The organism is Sphingomonas sp. Ant H11 (assembly GCF_000797515.1).
In the GTDB taxonomy this organism is placed as follows: Bacteria; Pseudomonadota; Alphaproteobacteria; order Sphingomonadales; family Sphingomonadaceae; genus Sphingomonas.
This window is the reverse complement of sequence record NZ_JSBN01000007.1, coordinates 87,598-106,346: the sequence shown is the minus strand read 5'-3', so window position 1 is coordinate 106,346 and position 18,749 is coordinate 87,598. Positions and strand designations below refer to the sequence as shown.

Genomic DNA, 18,749 nt, shown 5'->3' with positions numbered 1-18,749 from the left:
GCCCGCCGACGCATCCGGTGCTGCGCGACGCGCCCGCTGCCCGTGGAGATTCTCTATGACCGTCGAGCTTCCCCGCGCGCCGCTGCCACCCTTCACCCGAGAGCCCGCGCGGCTCAAGGTTCGCGCGACGGAATATCGCCTGGTCAAGGACCGCTGGACCTTCACCGGCAAATATGATGGCCTGATGCGCCGCCGCGAGACATCTGTGAACGACATGCCGATCGCAGCGAGCGACCGCCGCTTCCTGTGGATCGCCCCGCTCCCACGGCCAGAGGGACATCCCCGCCTGGTCGGCGCGGGCTGATGGTCCGGCCAATACGCATTGTCGCCTTGTCGGGCAGCCTTCGCAGGCAGTCGGTCAACGCAGCGCTCCTTCGAGAGATCGCGGCACGCGCGCCCGTCGCGTCGCCGTCGAAATCGTGTCGCTGGAAACACTGCCGCTGTTCAATCCCGATCTGGAGTCGCCCCCACCACAGGCAGTCACGGCGTTCCGGGGCCGGGTCGCGGCAGCCGATGCGCTGATCATCGCCAGCCCCGAATATGCCCATGGGGTCAGCGGCGTCATGAAAAATGCGCTCGACTGGCTGGTTTCGTGCGAGGCTTTCGCGGCTATGCCAGTCGCGGTGTTGAACGCCGCACCGCGCGCGCACCATGCCGATGCCGCACTGCGCGAAATCCTGTCGACCATGTCGGCGCAGGTCGTCGAGAAGGCGTCGGTCACGATCCCGCTGCCGAACGCAGCGCCATGCCGCCCGACCATCAAGGAAATGCTGACAGATGCCTTGGCGGCGCTCATTGCGGCCACACGCCGGACGAACTCTCCATGACAACGCAACCGAACAGGAATCCCGCCAACCGCTCCAGCCAACGATAGAACAGGACCATGACCATGATACGCGCACTCAAGCTGCTGACACCACTGCTGCTCATTGGTGCCGCGAACGCAAGCGACGTGCCCCGCTATAACGGTGCTGGCGAGCTTGTGGTCCCGGCCGACTATCGCGACTGGATCTTCCTGACATCGGGGTTGAACATGAACTATGGTGACGAGCCGATCGCCGGGCACGATACGTTCGACAATGTCTTTGTCGACCCGGCCTCCTGGCGTGTGTTCAAGGCGACCGGACACTGGCCGCAGGGCACCATCTTCGTGAAGGAAGGCCGCCGCGGCGCGACCAACGGCTCGATCAACCGGACGGGGCAGTTCCAGACCGAACAGCGCGCCTATCTCGAGTTTCACATCCGCGACGCGAAACGTTTTCCAACCGGTTGGGGGTTCTTCGAAGCGGAGGGCGACAAGCCCGCGAAAGTGCTCCCCACCTCGGCGAGCTGCTATGTCTGTCACCAGCAGCACGCCGCAGTCGAGACGACGTTCGTCCAGTTCTACCCGACGGCCAAACCTATCGCGGTAAAAGCGGGCACCTTCGATGCCAGCAAATAGCCCTCCGCCAGTCTGACCGTCCCTGACGTCGCGCCAAGCCCGATCCCCCCGGACGGACCGCCGAGCTACCGTGACGCGGCCCTTTTCGGTTCCTGTAACCGATCAGCCGCAACGGGCGAACTAGACGGCGAGACCCAAGGTAGGTCGGGCGAAGGACCGCGATGTGAACGATACTCCGGGGAGTGGCGGCGCAAGCCGGCCGCGCTGCTTCAACGTCGCGCGTCGTCTCGAGCAACCCGCTTCTCCATCTCTGCGGGTCGCGCTCGACGCCCGCTCGGCCGCAGCCCTCGCGGCACTGCTTCCACTCCTTGGATGCGGCGAAGAAGCGGCCGGTATGGCCTTTGACGGCCTTGCCACATGCCACGCCGGGGATGATCGCGCCGCGCCCGCCCTTCGTGCCATCGCCGAGGAGGAACGCCTGCATGACATGCTGATCCGACACCTGGAGCGCGGCCTGCCCGAGGCAAGGCAGGATGCGTTCCAGATCGAAGCGGCTCGTCGATTTCATATCGGGCTGGTCCGCGGCGGCACCGCACTGCATCTCGCCCGGATCGCGGCGCTCGACGCCGCCGTCTGTACGATGTTCGGCCGACTGCTGCGAACCGGCGGGCCGATCGCTGCCGACCCCCAGGTCGCTTCGGTCCTGCGGCGCATCCACCGCGACGAAGCGCGCCATGTGCGCGTGGCGCGCAGGCTCGCGCTCGAAACGGGATCGGCTCGGGCGCTGCGAAACGCCGCCGCGGCGGCGCGCGACGGGCTGGCCGATATCCTGCTGCTCGCCCGCGACGCCTTTGCGGATATGCAAGTCGATCCCGTGTCGCTCGACCGCGACATCAGACGGCTGCCGGATGGCCTGCTCGTGGCATGACCGCGCCGACACCCCAGGATCGAACTTGGCTGTCGCGCGGAAGAGTCGCGGTGCTTGGCACAGGCCATGCCTTGCCCGACCAGGCGGTATCGACCGATCAGCTGCTCGACCGGATCGCAGCGCGGTTCGACCTTCCGCGCCGCCGCGAGGCGCTGGCGGTAGCGCGGCGCATGGGCATCAACACTCGTCATGTCTGCCGCGATTTCACTGCCGCGACCGAGGCCGCCCGCCCCGGCCAGGCCAATCCCGACCTCGCGGCTGCTGCGATCGCCCGGGCGCTGTCGGAGGCAAACCTAGCGATCGATGATATCGGGTATCTGATCGGTCATACCGCGACCCCCGTCCAGCCGCTGCCGGGCAACATCGCCTTTGTCGCGGATCGGCTGAACTATCGCGGTCCGCATCTCGAATTGCGCCAGGCCTGTACGGGCTTTGCCAACGCCCTGATGATCGCATTCGGTCTGCTGGCGGCACCAGAGGCCCGGCCGGTGGCGATCGTCGGATCGGAGACCGGCTCGCTGTTCTTCGACCCCGGCCGGGTCGCGAAAGATTCGGGGCAATTGGTCAACATGGTGCAGATGGGCGACGGTGCCGGCGCGATCATCCTTGGGCCGGCGACGAGCACCGGCGACAGCGTCGCGGCCGCATGGTTCGGCGCGCTTGGGCTCGGCCGTGCGCCGGGCCTGCAGATGCGCAGCGCGGGCGGCCGCGAGTTCGATCATGATTTCGCCGCGATCCTTTCGTCGGGCGCGCTGCTGTTCGATGCTGGCCGGGACGCTGCGGCCGCGCACGGCGTCGCGCTCGACGCCGTCGACACGATCATTCCACATCAGGTGAGCGGCCGGATTGGCGCACACAGCGCCACGCATTTCGGACTGCCCGTCGAGCGCTTCTTCGTGAACGCCGACCGGCTGGGCAATACCGGTTCGGCGGCGATCTGGCTTGCGCTCGCCGAGCTTCGCGAGGCTCGCCCTGCCAGCGGCACGCGCGCGCTGATCCTTGGGGCCGAGGCGACCAAATATATGCATGGCGGCTTTGTCTATGAGCATGGCTGAACCGCTGATCCACGTCGCCGGCCTCGCAAAAAGCTACGGGTCACGCACGGTGGTGCGCGATGTGACGCTGCGCCTGATGCCGGGCGCGATCGTCGGTCTGGTCGGTGCCAATGGCGGCGGCAAGACGACGACGCTGCGGATGTTCGCCGGACTGCTCCGGCCGGACCTTGGCAGCGGCACCATCGTCGGCGACGACATCCGGCACCCTGGCACCGCGCGCCGCGCGCGGATCGGCTATATGCCGCAACGGCTTTCGCTCTACCCCGAGCTGTCCGTCGCCGAGAACCTGCGGTTTCGGGCCGATGTCCATGGGCTGCTCGATGCGAAAGGGCACGTCGAAACGGCGGCGGCGCGCTGGGGCCTCGCCCCTGTCCTCGCAACGCGGTTCGAGCGCCTTTCCGGCGGCTGGGGCCGGCGCGTGCAATTCGCCGCGACGATGCTTCACGCACCACCGCTGTTGCTGCTCGACGAGCCAACCGCCGGTCTCGATGTCGTCACCCGCACCGATATCTGGCGCTGGCTGATCGAACTGGCCGGACGCGGCCACGGCGTCGTCATCGCGACGCACGACCTGGCCGAGGCCGAGCGCTGCCCCATGATCCTGCACTACCGGGACGGCCAGGTGGAGGGCCCGATCGCGCCGTCGGAGTTGATCGAAAAAAAGTGGAGCCGCAACGCTGGAGGCAGCGGTCGCCGCGCTCGCCCCCGGAGACGATCAGTGATCGCGCTCGGACGGATCGCGGCGGTCGCCCGTGTCGAGGTGTTGCGCTGGTGCGCTCGCGTACGACCTTCACCTTGCTGGTCCTGGTGCCGGCGCTGCAGGTGCTGCTGTTCGGCTATGCGATCCGCCCGACCGCGACGAGCGTCAGCGTCGCGATCGCTGCGCCAACGCCCGCCAATGCCGCTGACGCGGCCCGCGCGCTGCACCGCCTGCCGGGGCTGACCGTCATCACCGGGTCGTCCAGTCCCGGCTCCGCCGAAGCGGCAGTGCGCGCCGGACGGGCGCTGATCGGCATCGAAGTGCCCGCGCTCCGCTCGTTCGCCAACCCCACCCAGATCCAGCGGCCGTTGCGCATTGTCGTCGACGGAACGAATGCCGCGTTGACCAATGCTGCGGTCGCGCGGATCGAGGGCGGCTATTGGCGCGGGCTGGCCGAGCGCGCTGAGGCCGCCGATAGCGGCCCCGGTATCGCCGTCGAGCGGCTCTACAACCCCGGCGGGCGCGCCGACTGGACCTTCCTGCCCGCGCTGATTGGCGTGACGGTGATGATCGCGATGGTCATGCTCGGCAGCCTGAGCCTCGCACGCGACCGCGAATCCGGCAGCTGGGAGGGGCTGCTCGGCCTGCCGATAGGCCCCGCCCAGACCTTTCTCGGCAAGCTCCTGCCCTATGCAGCAATCGGCACGGTACAGGGCCTGCTGGTCCTGGCAGCGGGTGTCATGTTGTTCGACCTGCCGACGCGCGGCAGCGTCGCGGCGCTGGTCGTGTTGCTGCCGCTGTTCGCAGCGGCGCACGTCGCGCTCGGCTATGCGATCTCGGTCAGGGCGAGAACCCAGCTCGCGGCATTACAGGGTGCCGTCGCCTTCTATTTGCCCGCAATGCTCCTGTCGGGCTTTCTCTATCCATTCGAGACCTTGCCGCCCTGGGCACGCTGGATCGGCAATGCCTTCCCGCTCACCCATTTCATTTGCGCCGCGCGCGCGGCGTTGCTGCGCGGAGCGGGAGCGGCCGAGGTGCTGGCGCAGGGCGGGCCCATGATCCTGTTCCTGCTCGCCGCGACCGTCACCGCACTGCTCGCGCAGGCACGCCAGCTCGACTGACCTGCGCTGTAACCGGGCCGCCAGTCAAACCGAATGGGAGGTGAAGACCCTGCTGGGTCGATCCGGGAGATTCACTATGTCGTTCCTTCGCACTGCCACCATTGCCCTCGCCGCACCCGTTGCACTTTTCGCTGCCATGCCGGTCCAGGCCGCCGAGTTCGCGGATTTCGACCGTGCGGCCTTTGAAGCGGCGCAGGCGCAGGGCCGCCCAATCCTGCTGGACGTCCATGCCTGGTGGTGCCCGGTTTGCGGATCGCAGGCGCGCACGATCAAGCGCCTCGCGACGCCGGAAGCCTATCCCAAGCTGATCGTCTTTCGCATCAACTATGACACGCAGAAGGACGTCTGGCGCAGTTTCGGGGTCACCAAACAGGCGACGCTGATCGCGTTCCACGGCCGCCGCGAAACCGGTCGAATCGCCTTCATGACCGACAAGGCAAAGATCGCCGACCTCCTCGCTGCGACCGGCCGCTGACCCATGGCAAATGGCCTCAGCCCCCTGCTCGCCTTCGCAGCCGGAACACTTACGATCCTGTCACCCTGCGTGCTGCCGCTGGTGCCGATCGTGATCGGCAGCGCCGCGCAGCGCCATAAATGGGGCCCGTTCGCGCTCGCGCTCGGGCTGGTTGCCTCGTTCACGCTGGTCGGCTTCACGGTCGCGGTGCTTGGTGCCTCCTCCGGTTTCGACGGTGAGATCGTGCGCCAGGCAGGCGCTATCCTCCTGCTCCTGATCGGTGTCCTGTTGCTGGTGCCGCAGGCGCAGGACCTGCTTGCGCGTGTCGCGGCACCGCTCGCCGATTGGGCGGGGCGGCGGCAGTCAGGGCTCGAGCGCTTCGGCCTGGCCGGACAGGCCGGTATCGGCGTCTTGCTCGGGCTGGTGTGGAGCCCCTGCGTCGGGCCAACCCTGGGTGCCGCGACGGTGCTCGCCGCGCAAGGCCAGAATCTGACGGAGGTCGCGCTGGTAATGGCCGCCTTCGGGTCCGGGATTGCGACAATGCTGCTGCTGATCGCGACCGCAACGCGCGGTTTCCTGTCGCGCTGGCGCGGCCGGTTGATGAGCACCGGACAAGGCGGCAAGCGCGTGCTCGGCGGCCTGCTCGTCCTGGTCGGCCTGCTGATTTTGACTGGTGGCGACCGGATGTTCGAAGGGCTGGTGGTCAGCATCTCTCCGGATTGGCTGACCGATCTGACGACCTCCGTCTAGCCACCGGTCCAGACCTCCCTCCTCCGAACGCTTCGGAGCATGCCGATCACCTATCGCGGCACGATGGCGAGAACGCATTTCAGCAAGCGGGACTGCGCCATATCGAGCGGCGTCACCCGCCCAAGATCTGGACAGTCGGCCGCTACGATCACGACTTCGCCGCGTCCCTTTCGACGCCTTATCGCGGCGATCGCGAAGGCGCGACGCTGGCCGGGTCGGCCCGGTATGAGCCAACAGGATCGGAACCCGCAGCCAAGCTCTTTCAGCTCGATCGCGCGATTGTGGTCAGGCAATACCGGCAAGGGCCAGCACCGCTTCCATCCCGGGCGCGACGATCGCCGGGCCCGGCTCGATCGGTTCGCGCGGGACGCCGAGCCGGTTGACCCAGGCGGTCCGATAGCCGAACCAGGCGGCACCGGCAGCATCCCAGCCGCCAAAGGCAGCAAAGCCGATCCGCGACTTGGGCAGGCCGAACGCGTCAAGCGCCATGGCGTAGGCCGCCCTGGCGGGCTTGAACTGGCGGACACGGTCGGTGCTCAGCACCTGTTCGAACAGCGCGGATATGCCACCGCGCGCCATGTTGGCGCGCAGCGTCTCCTCGCTGAGGTTCGACAGAAACGCGAGCCGAACACCGGCAGCGCGCAGCTTCATCAGAGCCGGACGAACATCCGGCCAGAGATCGAGCTCGGCATAAGCGGCGACCAGTGCGCTGCGATCACGGTCGCTGAGCGTGAGGTGCAGCGCCTCCGCAGTATAGCGCAGGGACGCATCCGCGAGCGCATCGAACCCGGCATATTGCCCGGCGGAGGTGTAGAGCCAGGCATAACCGAACAGCTTGGCGTTCCATTGCTGTGCAAGCGCCTCGCCGCGATCGGGAAACAGCCGTTTCGCCAGCGCCCCCACCGGGCGCGGGTCGAAGATCGGGAAGCCATCGAAGGCGATCGCATCGACGAACGTCGTCGGTGCGGCCCGCGCGGCGGAGGGCAGAATCGCCGCGCCTAACGCCAGCGCGCCGATAGCGTCGCGGCGCGAGAGCGAAGGTGACGTCGGGCGGTCGGGCATGATTGGCTTTCTGCTGGTCACAGGGATTTGGTTTCGCCGCCGTCCATCCGCAGGCTCGATCCGGTCATCCAGCGGGCCGGCGGCGACAGCGCAAAGGCGATGAGCGCGGCAATGTCCTCGGGCTGGCCGAACCGCGATATGTTGGCTTCGCGGGCATAGACCTGCAGCGCGTCCTTGAACGCTAGGTTACGGCTTGCGGCAAAATGCTCGATCATCGCCAGGCGCCGACCGGTCATGACCGCTCCGGGCAGGATGGTGTTGACCTGCACATCGTCTGCGATGCCGCGGTCGGCAAAGGCCTTGGCCAGGCCGGAGATCGCCGCATTGATCGCGGAGACCCCGGCGAGCAGCGCTTTGGGTGCCTCGGCGGTGGCCCCCGACATGAAGATCAGCGAACCGCGCGAGGCCGCGAGATGCGGCCAGCCCGCGGTGGCAAGACGGCGCGCGCCATGGAATTTGAGCGCAAGCCCCTCCTCCCACTGCGCGTCGGTCATCGCCAGCAACTCGGCCTGCGGCACGGCACCGGCGATGTTGACGATCGCGTCGATTGTTGCCGATTGCGCGAGTGTGCCAGCGATCACGTTCGAGGCAGCATTCGGGTCCCGCAGGTCCTGCACGATCGGCAGCGCCTTTGCCCCCGCCGCGCGGATGTGCGCGGCGCTATCCTCGAGATCGGCTTCGGTGCGGGCCACCGCGACGACGAGGTCGAAATCCTGCGCCAGACGGATCGCGGTCGCACGGCCGATGCCGCGGCTCGCGCCGGTGACGATGACAGTGCGAGACGCAACCATCACCGCATCGCCCGATCGACGAGCAGCGTGTCGGTGAACTGGCGAAAGCCTGCCAGCTTGCCATCGTTAACCTCCCATAGATGGGCGAACGCGACATCGAGCGTCTTTCCGGTGCTGCGGTGAACGCCGCCATAGCGACCGGTGGCGACAACAACGTCGCCCGCGTCGAGGATGCTCGCGGGCGTCACCGTCAGATGCTCCCAGTCGGCCATCATCGGCGCGAGGATGCCTTCGGCAACCGCCTCCGGACCGCGGCCGGTCGCGCGATAGGGCCAGCCGTCCATGCCGACCCAGTTGATGTCTTCCGCCATCGTGCCCAGCGCGGCTCCGGCATCGCCGGCGGCCAGTGCCGCATAAAAGGACGCGACGGTGTCGCGATTGATGCTCATGTCTTTTTCGATCCGTCTGACGGTCCACCCGCGCCGAACGTGTGTCCGGACAATAGCTGGCGAACCGGAACAAGGGGTGCGTTGCCGGCGGGTTCCAACGGGGAGACAGAACCGCACCGGCAACGCTTTGCCGGACAGCGTTGGGTGTCAGTGCCCGGCAAAGGCGATCTTGATCTCCCTGGCGACGAGCGGCACGTTTTCCTCAAGCGCGAAATGGCCACCGTCGAGCCAGACGAGCTTGGCCTTGGGGAGGTCCTTGGTGAACGCCTCGGCACCGGCCGGGATAAAGAACGGGTCGTTCTTGCCCCACACGATCAGGGTTTTGGGCTGGTACTTCCGGAATGCGGCGTGCCAGCTGTCGTAGCGCGCGACATTGGTCTTGTAGTCGGAAAGCAGATCAAGCTGATAGGCATCGGTGCCCGGCCGATCGAGCAATGCCTGGTCATGCACCCAATTGTCCGGACTGATCGCTTCGGGGTCCTTCGCGCCGAAGCTGTACTGGAACTGTGTCGTCTCGGGCTTGAGGAAGGTCCGCGCCGCCGCCTCGGTCGTTGCGTCGCGCTTGGCCCAAAGCGGCAGGAACACCTGCTTGGGCATGTCGCCGACGCCTTCGAGATAGCCGTTGGCGTTCTGGATCACGAAACCCTTCACCCGATCAGGGTGCGCGGCGAAAATGCGGAAGCCGATCGGCCCGCCATAATCCTGCATGTAAAGCACATAGGAGGTCAGGTGCAGCTGATCGAGCAGCCCCGTGACGTGAGAGGTCAGGCTGTCGAAGCTATAGGTGAACTCGGTGTTCGACGGCGCGGCAGACTGACCGAAGCCGATATAGTCAGGCGCGATGACGTGGAACGTGTCGGCCAGCGCCGGGATCAGCTCGCGATACATGTGCGACGAGGTCGGAAAGCCGTGCAACAGCACGATGGTCGGCGCGTCGACGCGCCCCGCTTCGCGATAGAAGACCTTCAGGCCATCGACCGTCGCGGTGCGGTAGAAGGTCTGCGTCGATGCGGGTGCGGCGGGTGCCGCTTCTGCAGGAAGTGGGGTCGCGGCAAGCAGGGCGGCGGCCGAAGTTGCCAGCAGCGCGCCGGCGGTGGAACTGAGTGGCTTGGTCATGGGGGCTTTCCTTGTAACCGTTGTAATTACCATTTAACGGTGTCTCTTTAAAAGGCACCTGTCAAGAACGATTTTATCGGTTACAAGGATTGCGTCGCCGCATGGCGGCGGACACAGGATACCGAGCCGATGCACCAGAAACCGTTTTCGGGAGAATTTCGCGAAGGAATGCCCTTTCTGGGCGGCAGCCTGTGGATCGACTTCGTCAACACCACGCCCGTCATCAAGGGCACCGCGCTAGACCTGATCGGCGACGCGTCGGCGTTGGAACGCTGGGCCAGGCAGGCCAATATCGAAACTGCCCTCGCAAACGCGCCCGATGATCCGGCCGCCCTGCAGGACCTGCGCGCACAACTGGCGGACGCGTTCGACCGGCTCGCGGCGTCCAAGCCGCTTCCGGGGGACCTGATTGCGACGATAAATCACCTGATCCAGCACTCCGCGATCAGGCGTCGAATCGTTGATACCGGTGACACCATCGCGCTGAACGAGCATGTCGAGTTCGCCGGGCCGCCGGTCGCGAGCGCAGTCGCCTGGCATTTCGCGCAGTTCCTGGGCAATTACGAACATCAGCGACTGCGCCACTGCGACAACCCGGCCTGCACCATGCAGTTCTACGATGTTGGCAAGAACAACCGCAGACGCTGGTGCACCATGGCGCTGTGCGGCAATCGCGACAAGGTGGCCCAGTATCGCGGCAGGAAGGCGGTCGCTCGTGCGGACTAAGGCAAGCTAGTCCGCCAGGCGCTGCTTCAGGCGCGGCCCCGCAAAGTCGAGAAACGCCCGCAGCTTGAGCGGCACGAGCCGAGCGCTCGAATGGATCAGGCTGAGCGGCGTCGGGTCGGGTTCGAACCTGCCGAGCACGGTCACCAACCGCCCCTCTTTCTCCGCCTCGGCGACCTGATAGTGGAGCGCGCGTGCCAGGCCGGCCCCGGCAATAGCCGCCTCGATCGCCGCTTCGGCCGTTGTCGCGGCGAGGCGACGTCGGATCGGGAACGGCCTGATGACCTTGCCGATGCGAAACGACCAGCCATCGGGTGTCGACAGGAGTTTGCCGGACACGCAATCATGGCTGGCCAGATCCGCCGGATGCAGCGGAGTGCCGCGCTCGGCGAGATAGGCGGGGCTCGCGCATACGACATGCCGAATGTCCGCGATCGTGGTCGCGACCATGCTGCTGTCGGGGAGCCGGTTGATCCTGACCGCGAGATCTACCTGCTCGTCACCGAGATGTACGATCTCGTCGGTCAGCCTGAGGCTGATGGTGACCTCGGGATAAGCGCGCAGAAAGTCCACCACGATCGGCACGAGATGCATGCGCCCGAACACGATCGGCGCGGTGATGACCAGTTCGCCGCGCGGTGTGCGATACTCGCCCGACGCCGCGCGCTCGGCCTCGGCCAGCTCGTCCAGTAGGCGGCGGCATTCGGAATAATAGGACTGGCCGCTTTCGGTCAGCGATATCCCCCGCGCCGACCGGTTGACCAGGCGGACACCGAGCAGATTTTCCAAGTCGGAGACCTTTCGACTGATCGTAGCGAGCGGCATGCGGGTCCGTCGAGCGGCAGCAGAAAATCCTCCATCTTCCACCGTCGCGACGAACGCCGCCATCGACTCGAATCGGTCCATGATCTCTTCCATATTTCGGGAGGCCAGTTCTCATAAATAGTGGATAGATGGTGATATCGAAAGACCGCACATTGCGGGGATCGGCGAGATGGTGGGTGCGGTGCGACGCGCCCTGCCCCTTTGGCCTTCCCAGTCAGTGAGATCGATGATGAAGAATTTTGCTATGGCCGCAGTCGCCGCCGCCCTTCTGCCGACCGCAGCTTCGCCAACACGCCGGGCGTGGCCGCCGCCGCTACGGTCGCGACGGCACCCGGTGTCACGTATCATACTGCCAAGGTGCGCGGGCTGGACATCTTCTACCGCGAGGCCGGCCCCGTCACGGCACCAACCGTGCTGCTGCTCCATGGTTTTCCGAGTTCCTCCCATATGTTCCGCGATCTGATCCCGCTTTTGGCTACAAAATATCATGTGATCGCGCCGGATTATCCCGGTTTCGGCCATTCAAGCGCGCCATCCGCCGCGGCCTTCCGCTACGACTTCCCGACCCTTGCCAATGTCGTCGACGAGCTCACGGCGACGATCGGGCTGACGCGCTATGTCCTCTACATGCAGGATTATGGCGGCCCGGTCGGCATTCGCCTCGCCATCCTGCACCCCGAACGTGTGCGCGGCCTGGTCGTGCAGAATGCGGTCGCCAATGTGGAAGGCTGGAACCCGCAGATCGTCGGTGGCTTCGCGGCGGCCTGGAAGAACCGCACACCCGAAACCGAAAAGGTCTTTCGCGGTGCCTTCACGCCCGAGGCGACCAAGTTCCAATATGTCGAGGGCGTAACGCGTACCAACCGGATCAACCCGGACGCTGGGTGTTCGACCAGACGTTAATCGACCGTCCCGGCAACGACCGGATCCAGGTCGAATTGCTCTACCAGTACCAGCACAATGTCGAACTCTACCCCGCGTGGCAGGCGTTCCTGAAAGCCAGGCAGTTGCCGACGCTGGTCGTGTGGGGCGATAATGATCCGATCTTCACAACCAAAGGACGTGACCTTTTCCGAACGTTGGTCCCATCGACCGAGGTTCATTCCTACCCGGCTGGCCATTTCGCGCTGGAGACCCATGCCCCCGAAATTGCAGCAGCGATGCTCGGCTTTCTCGACCGCCTGCCGTAGGCATCTCCGTGCTGACCGCCGTTCACCGTGGTCGATCGGCGCTGCTCTTCGCCGATTGGAAGCAAGGCTGCGGTAAAACGGTTCAATTTTGAGCCGTCTGACACCGAGTAGATGATCGCTTTCCAGCAGAATTTGGAAATCCCCGCAGACGAACGTCTGATCCCGATCGAGGATACACCCGAGCTGCGCTTTAACCATTCCAATGCCATCGGTCTGCTTGCGTCGCGCGGTGCGCTTGGCGAAGCCGGGTGAGTACCGACGACCTGCTCGGCGCTTCGCCGTACAGGGCGACTTCGCGGGTATTCTGTGGGTTGCAACAAACGCAAAAAGCCCTGCCGCTCTAGCGACAGGGTGATTGCAAGTATCGTTGGTTGCGGGTGAGCTGCTGCCGGTCCCATGGACACCAAGTTAGGCTACATGAGCCTGCTTCTCGAAGTCCATGGGGCTGAGATAGCCCAAGGTCGAGTGCCTGCGCGTGGGATTGTAGAAGCGTTCGATGTAATCGAACACGTCCTGCCTTGCCTGATTGCGCGTGCGGTAGGTTTTGCGCGCGATCCGTTCGGTCTTCAGCGAGGAGAAGAAGCTCTCCATCGCCGCGTTGTCCCAGACGTTGCCGGACCGGCTCATCGAGCAGGTGACGCCATTGTCGGCCATCAGTCGCTGGAACTGCTCGCTGGTATATTGGCTGCCCTGGTCGGAGTGATGCAGCAGCGCATCGGGCTTGCCGCGCCGCCAGATCGCCATGACCAGCGCATCGGTGACGAGCTGCGCCGTCATCGTGTCGCTCATCGACCAGCCGACCACCCGCCGCGAGAACAGATCGATCACTGCGGCCGCGTACAGCCATCCTTCGGCGGTCCAGATGTAGGTGAAGTCGGCCACCCACTTCTGGTTCGGCGCGTCGGCGCTGAACTGCCGATCGAGCACGTTGCCCGCGATGACCGAGCGTTCGCCATGATCCTTGGGCAGACCGCGGCGCCTAGGCCGCGCCATCAGGCCGTGCATCCGCATCAGCCGTTCGACACGATGCAGGCCGCATGAAAGCCTTCGGCCAAGAGATCGTGCCAGACGCGACGCGCGCCATAGGTTCGGTAGCTGGAGATGAAGCTGGCGCGGATCTTCCCTGCATACGCTTCGTCGCTCAGCGACCGGGCGCTTGGCGCGCGTACGAGCCAGGCGTGGAAACCACTGCGCGAGACATCGAGCGCCCCGCAAAGCCACGACACCGGCCAGATCCCTCGATGCTTTGCGATGAACCCGAACTTCATATCGAGTCCCTGGCAAAGTAGGCCGCGGCTTTTTTTAGGATGTCACGTTCGGCCTTCATCCGGGCCAACTCGCGGCGTAGCCGCTCAATCTCCTGCTGCTCGGGCTTCATCTGACCGTTGCCCGGAAACGCCGACTGGGGATCAGCTTCCGCTTCGCGGACCCATTTGCGCAGCACGTTCTCGTGCAGGTCCAGATCGCGCGCGGCCTGCGCTACCGCCACGCCGCGATCTCGGACCAACTTCACCGCCTCGAGCTTGAACTCTCGGCTGAACTTCCGTCGTTGCATCTACACCCTCCGGTTCCGAAAACACCTTATCTTGGTGTCCACGAAACCGGCAGCAGCTCAATCCAAGTCGTATCGCAGCCACGCACTCCGCTTGATTTCCTGTGGTTCATCCCCTCGGGCGGCGACGCGCGCTATCTCGCCTCGCCGATCGGCGAACGCGCGCCGACGCCTGCTTATCTGCGCGAAGTGGCGGTGACCGCAGATCGGCTTGGCTTCTACGGCGTATTGATGCCGACCGGCGCGGGCTGTGCCGACGCCTGGATCACCGCCGCGTCGATCGCGCCGTTCACCGAGCGCCTGAAACTGCTGGTGGCGCTGCGCCCCGGTCTCACCGCCCCCGCCGAAGCGGTCCGCCAGGCCGCCGCGCTCGACCGACTGAGCAACGGGCGCGCCCTGCTCAACGTCGTGACCGGCGGCAGCCCGCGAATGCTGGCACAGGACGGCATCTATCTCGATCATACCGAACGCTATGAACAGACCGCCGAATTCCTCGACATCTGGCGCAAGCTGGCGCGCGGCGACACGGTCACGCAGCAAGGCAAATATCTGTCAATCACCGGCGGACAGCTCAATTTCCCGTTCGTGCAAACCCCGCACGCACCGGTGTGGTTCGGTGGATCCTCCGAGATCGCGCGGGAAATCGCCGCCGAGCATGTCGACGTCTATCTCGCCTGGGGCGAACCGCCGCAGCAACTGAAAGAAGTGATCGACGACGTCCGCGCCCGCGCCGCCAAGCGCGGGCGCACGATCCGCTTTGGCTTGCGGATCCACTTCATCGTCCGCGAAACCGATGATGCCGCCTGGGCCGCCGCGCACGATCTGATCCAGCACGTCTCCGATGCGCAGATCGAGCAGTTCCAGGCAATGCTGAGCAAGGGCTCGGACTCGGTCGGCCAGGCGCGGATGCAGGCGTTGCACAAGGGCAGCCGCGACAATCTCGAACTCGCCCCCAATTTGTGGGCCGGCATCGGGCTGGTCCGCACGGGTGCGGGCACCGCGTTGGTCGGCAGCCCCGACAGCATCGCCGAGCGCTTGCAGGAATATGCCGATATCGGGATCGATACGGTGATCGGCTCGGGCTACCCGCATATCGAGGAGGCGTACCGCGTCGCCGAGTTGCTCTTCCCCAAGCTGAACCTACCCAACCGCTCGGTTGAGGCATTGCCGCCCGTCCGCCCGCTGCTCCCCCCAATTGCGGGGCAGAGTGCCGCTGGGCGCGTTACGTGAGGGTGTAAAGCAGGGCTCCTTCTAACGCCCGAGCAAGCGATCGAGGATAAGCCCTTCAACCCGCGCGAGTTCGGCATCGCCGTGCCGACGCGGCCGCGGCACGTCGATGCGGATGTCGAGCGAGATGCGACCGCCCTCCAGCACGATCACGCGGTCGCCAAGCGCCACCGCTTCGGCGACGTCGTGCGTCACCAGCAGCGCCGAAAAGCTCTCGCTCGCCCAGACGCGTTCCAACAACCCCTGCATCTCGATCCGGGTAAGCGCATCGAGCGCGCCAAGCGGCTCGTCGAGCACCAGCAGGCGCGGTCGGCTGATGAGCGCGCGCGCCAGCGACACGCGCTGGCGCTGGCCACCCGACAGGTTGGCGGGCCAGGCATTCGCCTTGTCGGCCAGCCCGACCTCCGCCAGCCGCGCATCGATCAGGCGATCCCGCTCGGCACGGTCGGCAATGCCACGCGCACCGACGGCGACATTCTCGCGCACGCTTGCCCAGGGCAGCAGGCGCGGTTCCTGAAAGACGACGCGGGCGGCGGCGACATCGGTGTCGATCCGCCCCGCACTCGGCTTCAGCAGTCCGAGGATCGCGCGCAACAAGGTGCTTTTGCCGCACCCCGAGCGCCCGACAATCGAGATGAACTCGCCCGCCGCCAGATCGAGATCCAGCCGGTCGAGCACCCTGGTCTCGCCGAATTCGACCGTCAGGCCCCGCACCGCAACCGGCGCGCCAGTGCGCGGCCTGACGCTCGGGGCGACGACGCGGAGCTGAGGCGCACTCATCGATCAAGCCGAGGCATAAGCGGGGTTCCAGCGCAGGAGGCGACGTTCGAGCAAGCGGGTCAGGCTGTCGGCCAGCTTGCCAAGCGCGGCATAGACGAAGATTGACAGCACGATGATGTCGGTCTGGCTGAACTCGCGCGCCTGCATCGCCATATAACCGATGCCCGAATTGGCGGCGATCGTCTCGGCGACGATCAGCGTCAGCCACATGATGCCCAGCCCGAAGCGCAAGCCGACCAGGATCGAGGGCAGGGCACCGGGAAAGATCACGCGGCGGAACAATTCCCAGCGCGACATGCCGTAGATCCGCCCCATCTCGATCAACTGCGGGTCGGTCGAAACGACGCCGTGATAGGTGTTGAGGTAGATCGGAAAGAAGATGCCCCAGGCGACGAGCAGCACCTTGGCCTGCTCGCCAATGCCGAACCACAAAATGACGAGCGGCAGCAACGCCAGATGCGGAATGGTCCGCACCATCTGCAAGGTCGGGTCGAGCAACCGCCGCGCGGTTGGCGACACACCGCACAACAGCCCGAGCAGGAAACTGATCGCGCCGCCCGCCACCAGCCCGGTCAGCGCGCGCGCGGTGCTGACCGCGAGATTGGCGACGAGTTGCCCGTTGGCGATCAATTCCCCCGCCGCGACCACAACCGCCGTCGGTGCGGGCAGGATATTGGACGGCAGCACGCCAAGGCTTGAAGCCAGCTGCCAGGCAAGCAGCAATCCCACCGGCACGATCACCGGGGTGAGCGCGCTGTTCGCCAGAGTCCAGCGCCGTTCCCGGCTCATTTTGCGGGTGTCCAGCCGGTCCACGCCGCTTCCGCAGCATCGATCTTCCTCGGGATGACCTTCGCCGCCAACAGATAATCCGCCACGCGTTGCTGGGTGGCGATATCGGCGGGGGTGATCGGATCTACCGCAAACAGGAAGTCCTTGTAGCGGGCGAGCATCCCGTCGAGCACCGGCAGCGGCAGGCGCGTCGCCTTGGCGACAGCATCGCGATAGAAGGTGCGATGCGCGTTGCCCCAGGCTGCTTCGGTGCGCAGTTCGTCAAGCGTCGCCTTCAACACCTCGGCCCGATCCCGCGTGAAGGTGCCGGAGGCAACGTAGAGCGCAACAGTCCGTAGGTCGCTTGGCGGAAGGGCGATCTCACGGGCATTGCTGCGGGCGAGTGCCAGCGTGAAATACGGGTCCCAGGTCAACCACGCGTCGATCGAGCCATTGGCCAGTGCCGTCTGCGCATCGCCGGGGGCGAGGTTGACCGACACGATGTCCGCCAGCGTCAGCCCGACGCGACCGAGCGCCGAAGCGATCGCATATTCGGAAGCCGACCCCTTGGTATAGGCGACCTTCTTGCCCTTCAGATCGGCGAAGCTTTTGACCGTCGATCCCTTGGGTACCACCAGCCCGCTGCCGACCAGCCCGGGCACGCTCTGCGCCGCGACATAATAGAGATCGGTCCCCGCCGCTTGGGCGTAGACCACCGGCGTATCCCCGACCAGGCCGATGTCGACCGCCCCCGCGCGGATCGCCTCGATCAGCGGCGGGCCCGAGGGAAACTCGACCCATTTGACCGGGCCGATCCCGCGCGCCTTCAGCCTTTTTTCGAATTCCCCGCGGGCCTGTGCAAGAAACGGAACGCCGTTCTTCTGCGTGGCGAAGACGACGCCCGTGTCCGATGCATCGTGCTTCGCCCCACAGCCAACCAGCGCCAGCGCCGCGACACCGCCGCCGATCAAGCCCAGGATCTGACGACGGATCATTCTGCCGCTTCCAGCAAGGCGGCGGGTTCGGGCAGGATCTGGCGGCTTTCGCGGCCATCGACCCCGCGCGGAATTTCACCGTCGAGCGTCACGCGGCGCACCACGCGGTGCTGGTCGCCATAATCGTCGATCGCATAATGCTGTGTCGCGCGATTGTCCCAGATCACCACGTCGCCCTCGCTCCAGCGCCAGCGCACGGTGTTTTCCAGCCGCGTCACATAGCTTTGCAGGATCTCGTAGATCCGCTGCGACTCGCTCGCCGACACGCCGAGGATGCGCTTGACGAAACCGCCGAGCAGCAAGCTACGCTCGCCGCTTTCGGGATGGACGCGGACCACCGGATGCTCGACCTCGTAAACGGTCGAGGCGAAAATGTGCTTGTGCAGGTTGATTTCGCGCTCGCTCGCCTCAGGCCGCTGGGCGGCATAATCATAGGCGTTGGTGTGGATCGCGCGCAGCCGGTCGGCGAGCAGGCGCAATTCCTCGGGCAGGTTCTGATAGGCGGCCGCCGTGTTCGCCCACACGGTGTCGCCGCCCGCTGCCGGGATCGTCACCGCGCGCAGGATCGAGGCGAAGGGATAGCCGTCGACGAAGGTCACGTCGGTATGCCAATGGTTGGCGCGGCCGCCGATGTGAGAATCGAGTTCGAACAGGAAATCGCCGCCACGGCTCGGCACCGTCGGATGCGCAACCGGCTTGCCAAAGCGCTTGCCGAACGCTTCGTGGCCGGCATCGTCGAGATGCCCCTGCCCGCGAAAGAACAGCACCTTGTGCCGGACCAGCGCCGCACGCACCGCGGCGAGTGTGGTGTCGTCAAGCGCTGCGCTCAACCGCACCCCGCGAACCTCCGCGCCAATCCGGCCGCCGACTGGAAGGACGTCAAGGATACCGTCCGGGTCGGGTGCGTTGAGATAGGCATTGGCAGACGTCGTCATGGCAAGT

At 65.8% G+C, this 18,749-nt stretch carries 25 protein-coding genes and 1 pseudogene; 14 read left to right on the top strand and 12 right to left on the bottom strand.

From position 1 onward, the window contains the following. Positions 1-55: 55 nt before the first annotated feature. From NW75_RS02255 to NW75_RS02215, 9 genes are all read left to right on the top strand, one after another. Positions 56-304 carry a DUF1348 family protein gene (locus NW75_RS02255; protein WP_033963455.1) on the top strand — a complete coding sequence of 83 codons (249 nt, stop codon included), beginning with the start codon at positions 56-58 and terminating at the stop codon, positions 302-304. After that, positions 279-827 (top strand): NADPH-dependent FMN reductase, encoded by a 549-nt coding sequence (locus tag NW75_RS02250; RefSeq protein WP_269430251.1) that lies wholly within the window; start codon positions 279-281, stop codon positions 825-827. Before NW75_RS02255 ends, NW75_RS02250 begins: the two co-directional genes overlap by 26 nt. A gap of 62 nt (positions 828-889) precedes the next feature. Continuing rightward, the gene (locus NW75_RS02245) at positions 890-1,441 is read left to right on the top strand and encodes a cytochrome P460 family protein (protein ID WP_033963503.1); all 552 of its coding nucleotides are present in this window, start codon (positions 890-892) and stop codon (positions 1,439-1,441) included. Positions 1,442-1,604: 163 nt separating this feature from the next. Then, positions 1,605-2,309: a 3-oxoacyl-ACP synthase gene (locus tag NW75_RS02240; protein WP_137902398.1), complete on the top strand. Its 705-nt coding sequence runs from the start codon at positions 1,605-1,607 to the stop codon at positions 2,307-2,309. A 50-nt stretch (positions 2,310-2,359) separates the two neighbouring features. Beyond that, positions 2,360-3,364, top strand: coding sequence for a 3-oxoacyl-ACP synthase III family protein (locus NW75_RS02235; RefSeq protein ID WP_231564893.1), 1,005 nt, complete (start codon positions 2,360-2,362; stop codon positions 3,362-3,364). Then, positions 3,357-4,307, top strand: coding sequence for an ABC transporter ATP-binding protein (locus NW75_RS24885; protein ID WP_231564892.1), 951 nt, complete (start codon positions 3,357-3,359; stop codon positions 4,305-4,307). The genes NW75_RS02235 and NW75_RS24885 overlap by 8 nt, the downstream gene beginning before the upstream one ends. Then, positions 4,190-5,185: an ABC transporter permease gene (locus tag NW75_RS02225; protein WP_231564896.1), complete on the top strand. Its 996-nt coding sequence runs from the start codon at positions 4,190-4,192 to the stop codon at positions 5,183-5,185. Before NW75_RS24885 ends, NW75_RS02225 begins: the two co-directional genes overlap by 118 nt. Before the next feature lie 76 nt (positions 5,186-5,261). After that, the gene (locus tag NW75_RS02220) at positions 5,262-5,660 is read left to right on the top strand and encodes a thioredoxin family protein (protein ID WP_033963451.1); all 399 of its coding nucleotides are present in this window, start codon (positions 5,262-5,264) and stop codon (positions 5,658-5,660) included. 3 nt (positions 5,661-5,663) lie between these two features. Further along, positions 5,664-6,389, top strand: a complete 726-nt coding sequence (locus NW75_RS02215; RefSeq protein ID WP_033963449.1) for a cytochrome c biogenesis CcdA family protein — start codon at positions 5,664-5,666, stop codon at positions 6,387-6,389. A 285-nt stretch (positions 6,390-6,674) separates the two neighbouring features. Here the strand turns inward: NW75_RS02215 and NW75_RS02210 are convergent, their stop codons facing one another. From NW75_RS02210 to NW75_RS02195, 4 genes are all read right to left on the bottom strand, one after another. Continuing rightward, positions 6,675-7,451, bottom strand: a complete 777-nt coding sequence (locus tag NW75_RS02210; protein WP_033963497.1) for a haloacid dehalogenase type II — start codon at positions 7,449-7,451, stop codon at positions 6,675-6,677. A 17-nt stretch (positions 7,452-7,468) separates the two neighbouring features. Then, positions 7,469-8,242, bottom strand: coding sequence for an SDR family oxidoreductase (locus NW75_RS02205; RefSeq protein WP_033963447.1), 774 nt, complete (start codon positions 8,240-8,242; stop codon positions 7,469-7,471). Then, positions 8,242-8,631: a nuclear transport factor 2 family protein gene (locus tag NW75_RS02200; protein WP_033963446.1), complete on the bottom strand. Its 390-nt coding sequence runs from the start codon at positions 8,629-8,631 to the stop codon at positions 8,242-8,244. Before NW75_RS02200 ends, NW75_RS02205 begins: the two co-directional genes overlap by 1 nt. Before the next feature lie 147 nt (positions 8,632-8,778). Next, on the bottom strand, positions 8,779-9,747 hold the full coding sequence (locus tag NW75_RS02195) for an alpha/beta fold hydrolase (protein ID WP_033963445.1): 969 nt from the start codon (positions 9,745-9,747) through the stop codon (positions 8,779-8,781). A 129-nt stretch (positions 9,748-9,876) separates the two neighbouring features. Here NW75_RS02195 and NW75_RS22625 point away from each other — a divergent pair, with 129 nt between their 5' ends. Then, entirely contained in the window at positions 9,877-10,473 is a 597-nt protein-coding gene (locus tag NW75_RS22625; protein WP_081988592.1) for a CGNR zinc finger domain-containing protein, read from the top strand. Between the two features lie 6 nt (positions 10,474-10,479). On the opposite strand, the gene NW75_RS02185 is transcribed toward NW75_RS22625, so the two are convergent. Next, a complete protein-coding gene (locus NW75_RS02185; protein WP_033963494.1) occupies positions 10,480-11,376 on the bottom strand; it encodes a LysR family transcriptional regulator in 897 nt (298 codons plus the stop codon). A 120-nt stretch (positions 11,377-11,496) separates the two neighbouring features. Between NW75_RS02185 and NW75_RS02180 the strand changes: the two genes are divergently transcribed. The 3 genes from NW75_RS02180 to NW75_RS24205 all read left to right on the top strand — a co-directional run bounded on the left by NW75_RS02180 (position 11,497) and on the right by NW75_RS24205 (position 12,737). After that, the gene (locus NW75_RS02180) at positions 11,497-12,198 is read left to right on the top strand and encodes an alpha/beta fold hydrolase (protein ID WP_231564891.1); all 702 of its coding nucleotides are present in this window, start codon (positions 11,497-11,499) and stop codon (positions 12,196-12,198) included. After that, entirely contained in the window at positions 12,180-12,485 is a 306-nt protein-coding gene (locus NW75_RS25725; protein WP_231564890.1) for an alpha/beta fold hydrolase, read from the top strand. The genes NW75_RS02180 and NW75_RS25725 overlap by 19 nt, the downstream gene beginning before the upstream one ends. 111 nt (positions 12,486-12,596) lie before the next feature. Then, positions 12,597-12,737 carry a hypothetical protein gene (locus tag NW75_RS24205; protein WP_197057689.1) on the top strand — a complete coding sequence of 47 codons (141 nt, stop codon included), beginning with the start codon at positions 12,597-12,599 and terminating at the stop codon, positions 12,735-12,737. Positions 12,738-12,893: 156 nt separating this feature from the next. On the opposite strand, the pseudogene NW75_RS02175 reads toward NW75_RS24205, so the two are convergent. From NW75_RS02175 to NW75_RS25720, 3 genes and pseudogenes are all read right to left on the bottom strand, one after another. Then, a pseudogene (locus NW75_RS02175) lies at positions 12,894-13,592 on the bottom strand (IS3 family transposase); the annotation flags it as partial. Then, positions 13,496-13,753 carry an IS3 family transposase gene (locus NW75_RS27625; protein WP_331385957.1) on the bottom strand — a complete coding sequence of 86 codons (258 nt, stop codon included), beginning with the start codon at positions 13,751-13,753 and terminating at the stop codon, positions 13,496-13,498. The pseudogene NW75_RS02175 and the gene NW75_RS27625, both read right to left, overlap by 97 nt. Then, on the bottom strand, positions 13,750-14,040 hold the full coding sequence (locus tag NW75_RS25720; RefSeq protein WP_002578487.1) for an IS3 family transposase: 291 nt from the start codon (positions 14,038-14,040) through the stop codon (positions 13,750-13,752). The genes NW75_RS27625 and NW75_RS25720 overlap by 4 nt, the downstream gene beginning before the upstream one ends. On the opposite strand from NW75_RS25720, the gene ssuD reads away from it, so the two are divergent. Beyond that, positions 14,035-15,267, top strand: coding sequence for an FMNH2-dependent alkanesulfonate monooxygenase (gene ssuD / locus NW75_RS02165; protein WP_197057688.1), 1,233 nt, complete (start codon positions 14,035-14,037; stop codon positions 15,265-15,267). The genes NW75_RS25720 and ssuD overlap by 6 nt on opposite strands. Before the next feature lie 21 nt (positions 15,268-15,288). Here the strand turns inward: ssuD and NW75_RS02160 are convergent, their stop codons facing one another. Genes NW75_RS02160 through NW75_RS02145 form a run of 4 tightly spaced genes read right to left on the bottom strand, consistent with a single transcriptional unit; the run spans position 15,289 to position 18,742 of the window. Then, a complete protein-coding gene (locus tag NW75_RS02160; RefSeq protein ID WP_033963441.1) occupies positions 15,289-16,044 on the bottom strand; it encodes an ABC transporter ATP-binding protein in 756 nt (251 codons plus the stop codon). Positions 16,045-16,047: 3 nt separating this feature from the next. Next, positions 16,048-16,833: an ABC transporter permease subunit gene (locus NW75_RS02155; RefSeq protein WP_052192045.1), complete on the bottom strand. Its 786-nt coding sequence runs from the start codon at positions 16,831-16,833 to the stop codon at positions 16,048-16,050. Further along, on the bottom strand, positions 16,830-17,807 hold the full coding sequence (locus tag NW75_RS02150; protein ID WP_052192036.1) for an aliphatic sulfonate ABC transporter substrate-binding protein: 978 nt from the start codon (positions 17,805-17,807) through the stop codon (positions 16,830-16,832). The genes NW75_RS02155 and NW75_RS02150 overlap by 4 nt, the downstream gene beginning before the upstream one ends. Then, entirely contained in the window at positions 17,804-18,742 is a 939-nt protein-coding gene (locus NW75_RS02145) for a TauD/TfdA dioxygenase family protein (protein WP_033963439.1), read from the bottom strand. The genes NW75_RS02150 and NW75_RS02145 overlap by 4 nt, the downstream gene beginning before the upstream one ends. Positions 18,743-18,749: the final 7 nt, after the last annotated feature.

Bases quoted from the DNA above. Each gene is read 5' to 3' on its own strand.
- NW75_RS02160 (WP_033963441.1), bottom strand. From the start codon at position 16,044: ATGAGTGCGCCTCAGCTCCGCGTCGTCGCCCCGAGCGTCAGGCCGCGC.
- NW75_RS02215 (WP_033963449.1), top strand. From the start codon at position 5,664: ATGGCAAATGGCCTCAGCCCCCTGCTCGCCTTCGCAGCCGGAACACTT.
- NW75_RS02245 (WP_033963503.1), top strand. From the start codon at position 890: ATGATACGCGCACTCAAGCTGCTGACACCACTGCTGCTCATTGGTGCC.
- NW75_RS02210 (WP_033963497.1), bottom strand. From the start codon at position 7,451: ATGCCCGACCGCCCGACGTCACCTTCGCTCTCGCGCCGCGACGCTATC.
- NW75_RS02185 (WP_033963494.1), bottom strand. From the start codon at position 11,376: ATGGACCGATTCGAGTCGATGGCGGCGTTCGTCGCGACGGTGGAAGAT.
- NW75_RS25720 (WP_002578487.1), bottom strand. From the start codon at position 14,040: ATGCAACGACGGAAGTTCAGCCGAGAGTTCAAGCTCGAGGCGGTGAAG.
- NW75_RS02205 (WP_033963447.1), bottom strand. From the start codon at position 8,242: ATGGTTGCGTCTCGCACTGTCATCGTCACCGGCGCGAGCCGCGGCATC.
- NW75_RS24205 (WP_197057689.1), top strand. From the start codon at position 12,597: ATGATCGCTTTCCAGCAGAATTTGGAAATCCCCGCAGACGAACGTCTG.
- NW75_RS02200 (WP_033963446.1), bottom strand. From the start codon at position 8,631: ATGAGCATCAATCGCGACACCGTCGCGTCCTTTTATGCGGCACTGGCC.
- NW75_RS02220 (WP_033963451.1), top strand. From the start codon at position 5,262: ATGTCGTTCCTTCGCACTGCCACCATTGCCCTCGCCGCACCCGTTGCA.
- NW75_RS02145 (WP_033963439.1), bottom strand. From the start codon at position 18,742: ATGACGACGTCTGCCAATGCCTATCTCAACGCACCCGACCCGGACGGT.
- NW75_RS22625 (WP_081988592.1), top strand. From the start codon at position 9,877: ATGCACCAGAAACCGTTTTCGGGAGAATTTCGCGAAGGAATGCCCTTT.
- NW75_RS24885 (WP_231564892.1), top strand. From the start codon at position 3,357: ATGGCTGAACCGCTGATCCACGTCGCCGGCCTCGCAAAAAGCTACGGG.
- NW75_RS02155 (WP_052192045.1), bottom strand. From the start codon at position 16,833: ATGAGCCGGGAACGGCGCTGGACTCTGGCGAACAGCGCGCTCACCCCG.
- NW75_RS02255 (WP_033963455.1), top strand. From the start codon at position 56: ATGACCGTCGAGCTTCCCCGCGCGCCGCTGCCACCCTTCACCCGAGAG.
- NW75_RS27625 (WP_331385957.1), bottom strand. From the start codon at position 13,753: ATGAAGTTCGGGTTCATCGCAAAGCATCGAGGGATCTGGCCGGTGTCG.
- NW75_RS02150 (WP_052192036.1), bottom strand. From the start codon at position 17,807: ATGATCCGTCGTCAGATCCTGGGCTTGATCGGCGGCGGTGTCGCGGCG.
- NW75_RS02195 (WP_033963445.1), bottom strand. From the start codon at position 9,747: ATGACCAAGCCACTCAGTTCCACCGCCGGCGCGCTGCTGGCAACTTCG.